The 3,239-nt window shown below is 49.3% G+C and carries 2 protein-coding genes and 1 riboswitch; of the genes, one reads left to right on the top strand and one right to left on the bottom strand.

The features are described from left to right. Positions 1 to 217: 217 nt before the first annotated feature. Positions 218 to 1,165 carry a sigma-54 interaction domain-containing protein gene (locus tag CAG65_RS08090; RefSeq protein ID WP_021704092.1) on the top strand — a complete coding sequence of 316 codons (948 nt, stop codon included), beginning with the start codon at positions 218 to 220 and terminating at the stop codon, positions 1,163 to 1,165. A 103-nt stretch (positions 1,166 to 1,268) separates the two neighbouring features. Here the strand turns inward: CAG65_RS08090 and CAG65_RS08085 are convergent, their stop codons facing one another. Next, positions 1,269 to 2,870: a Na+/H+ antiporter NhaC family protein gene (locus tag CAG65_RS08085; protein WP_161453292.1), complete on the bottom strand. Its 1,602-nt coding sequence runs from the start codon at positions 2,868 to 2,870 to the stop codon at positions 1,269 to 1,271. Between the two features lie 110 nt (positions 2,871 to 2,980). After that, positions 2,981 to 3,160, bottom strand: a riboswitch (Lysine riboswitch). Between the last annotated feature and the right edge of the window lie 79 nt (positions 3,161 to 3,239).

The raw sequence follows: 3,239 nt of genomic DNA, 5'->3' as shown, positions 1-3,239 counted from the left end.
TGATTATACAATTCAAGAATCAACACGTTAGACACGCTAATCCTATTATTTGGTGTGAACTTTCTTGCCATGTACGACAAAACTGACCTAAGCTATTCGTTGTATAAAGCAAGTTTAGATTTACCAACTCTTCTCATTATTGATACGACTTTCGTACCTCAAATACGAACGGTCTGACTACTATTACTGTGTGAGTTCTAACCAATAGTGTCGAACCGTGAGTAGATGTCATTCTGATAAAGTTCATTACCTATCCGAAGCTGACCTGTATCCTTTAATTGGTGATAGTCCAAGCGTTAAAGGGTTACATTGTGCGATTCAAAAATACGCGAAATGTGACGCTGAAGTGCTTATCCAGGGGGAAACAGGTGTAGGCAAAGGTTTGTGTGCCCGACTCATCCATCAAGCGTCGCCAAGAAGATTGGCCCCCTTTGTGGAGGTTAACTGCGGCGCCATCCCCAGTGGACTGATCGCTTCAGAACTGTTCGGGCACGAGAAAGGCGCCTTTACTGGTGCGGTTTCAGACCACACTGGTTTCATTCAACAAGCCAATCACGGCACGCTGTTTCTGGACGAAATTGGCGACATGCCAGCTGATTTACAGATCCACCTGCTCCACTTTCTGGAAAGTAAGCAGATCCACAAAGTCGGAGCCGAACGGGTAATTTCTGTCGACTGCCGGGTAATCGCCGCCAGCCACGTGGACTTGAAGCAAGAAGTAGTTCAAGGTAATTTTCGTGAAGATTTATACTATCGATTGAATATTCTTCCGCTCGAAATTCCGCCATTGAGAAAACGCGGCGCTGACGTTTTAGTCTTGGCCCGTTTCTTCCTGAATAAAATTGCGCCCTCACGTCAGGTTTCCCTTACCGAAGATGCCAGGGAACAGTTAATTAAACACGCCTGGCCGGGAAATGTACGCGAACTGAGAAATGTCATTCAGCGTGCCTTGATCATGAGCGACGATGACAACCTGGAAGCCGCTGACTTCGGTCTGGAAGTCATTGATCGTCAGATGTTGCCTGCCAGCGATCAAATTGATCTCGATTATCTGTTGCAAGCCATTTCCGACAACAAGCACAACATGAGTGCCGCCGCTCGCCAGCTAGGTATCTCTCGAACCACCTTGTATCGCCTGATCAAAAAGCACAATTTGCAGCTGTAGCACGCACCACACACCTTTGTGGAAAATCTGGTTATTGCCACAGCTTTGGCTACAAACAAAAAACTCCGCCTGAGGCGGAGTTTTCATTTTGACCGTGTCACCGTTACGCCGCTTCACAGCGTGATATCTTCGACTTGGCTAGCATCGACATCACGACACAAACCAGCACAAAAGACACACTTGATGCCGCCAGAGACAGCGCAACTGACGCCGTCATCCCAAGTACCACAAAGCCGATCGACGAAACCAGAGCCACCGCCAGAGCATAAGGCAGCTGCGTTGACACGTGATCAATGTGGTTACAACGCGCACCAGTCGACGATAAGATAGTGGTGTCGGAAATCGGAGAACAGTGATCGCCAAAGACCGACCCCGCCAGCACTGCACTCAGCATCGGCAGCATTAACGCTAAATCGGTCGCGCCAGCCATGTCCCCTGCAATGGGCAGCATAATCCCAAACGTGCCCCATGATGTACCGGTAGAGAATGCCATCAGGCCAGACAACAAGAACAGAATGACCGGCAGCCAATGCGGGTTGATGTTCCCCTGCACCAGCGACGATAAATAAGCGCCGGTTTTCATGTCGCCGATCACAGAGCCAATTGTCCAAGCGAAAATAAGGATGAGGATCGCACCAAACATCGATTTGGCGCCGATCCACAGCGTTTTAGCGATATCTGACACCGGCAGCTTCTGCTTGACGACGGTGTACAGCGCCATCACCAAACCAACCAAACCACCGTAAATCAGTGATTTGCCTACATCGGTATTTTCGAAAGCCCCCAGGATGTTGAACGTTTGACCGTCCGCAGCCAGCGCTTGGCCTCCGGTGTAGATCATTGCCGAAATCGTCGCCACAATCAGCAACACAATCGGCAGGATCAGATCAGAAACTTTGCCATGTTCACTTTCAGTGATGTCCAGCTCTTCATTCAGCTCATGGGCTTCCTGAGAATCGTTTTCTTTATCTGAGTCGAAACCGCGTCCCTGAGACGCCTGAATTTCATGTCGGCGCATCTGACCAACATCAAGCTGGAACCACACCACGGCGAAGACCATCAGCAGTGCAAAAATCGCGTAGAAATTCATCGGAACCAGACGCAGATATGCCCCCAGAGCGGAATACTCAGTGATGCCATGTGATACAAGAATGCCACCGATGATGGTCATAATGTACGCGCCCCAGCTTGACGCTGGCATCACCACGCACATTGGTGCCGCAGTGGAATCCAGAATGTACGCCAACTTGGCCCGAGAGACGTAAAAACGGTCAGTAACAGGGCGGGAGATCGACCCCACAGCCAGGCTGTTAAAATAGTCATCGACAAAAATAAACACACCCAGGAAAGCCGCCAGCAGCTTTGAGCCGCGCTTGCTTTTCACCCGGACCTGAGCCCATTCAGCAAAAGCACGTGTGCCACCTGACAACGTCAGCAATGCGGTCATCATGCCTAACAGGATAAGGAAACCAACGATACTCATGTTCCAGGTATTAATGCCGCCGTCTTCTATAAAGACACTGGACACTGTAGTACCCACGTAACCCATCGCGCCGCCAACCGAGTAATCAGCGAGCAAAATAGCGCCGAGTAAAATACCGACGCCCAGAGAAACCAGTACACGTCGCGTAATGATCGCGAGACTCAATGCCACTATCGGAGGCAAAAGAGATAAAGGAGATGATGCGAAATCAATTAAATTCATGATCTTCAAAAACCAGATAATATTGGTTAGAGATCTACTGCAGACAAACCAGCCGAATCAGACCAGCTCATGTTGAACTTAGCGACAGGGAAGTGAACACTCCACCCAACCCCTACAGTAGCGCTCCATAGTTAAAATTATAGACTATGGCAGTGTTGACCCTCTTCGAGTTCAACCCCAGCAACAGGTTTTGATCGACGCTGTCACTTCGGCGAACAGACCTTTCATCATCGTTCATCGGCATCACCCCAACGACAACTACTCATTCAATTCGCGCCTCTACCGCACATGCCGGATATCGAACTGCATGATATCTATATCTGCAGTATTTCTAACCAGCCTGTGCATTAGGTGGACGCTATTGTACTT

This window comes from Vibrio sp. V39_P1S14PM300 (genome assembly GCF_009904765.1).
In the GTDB taxonomy this organism is placed as follows: Bacteria; Pseudomonadota; Gammaproteobacteria; order Enterobacterales; family Vibrionaceae; genus Vibrio; species Vibrio proteolyticus.
The sequence above is the reverse complement of the archived record's forward strand: the minus strand, read 5'-3'. Positions and strand labels throughout refer to the sequence as shown.

Coding starts and splice junctions, on each gene's coding strand:
- CAG65_RS08085 (WP_161453292.1), bottom strand. CDS start 2,870: ATGAATTTAATTGATTTCGCATCATCTCCTTTATCTCTTTTGCCTCCG.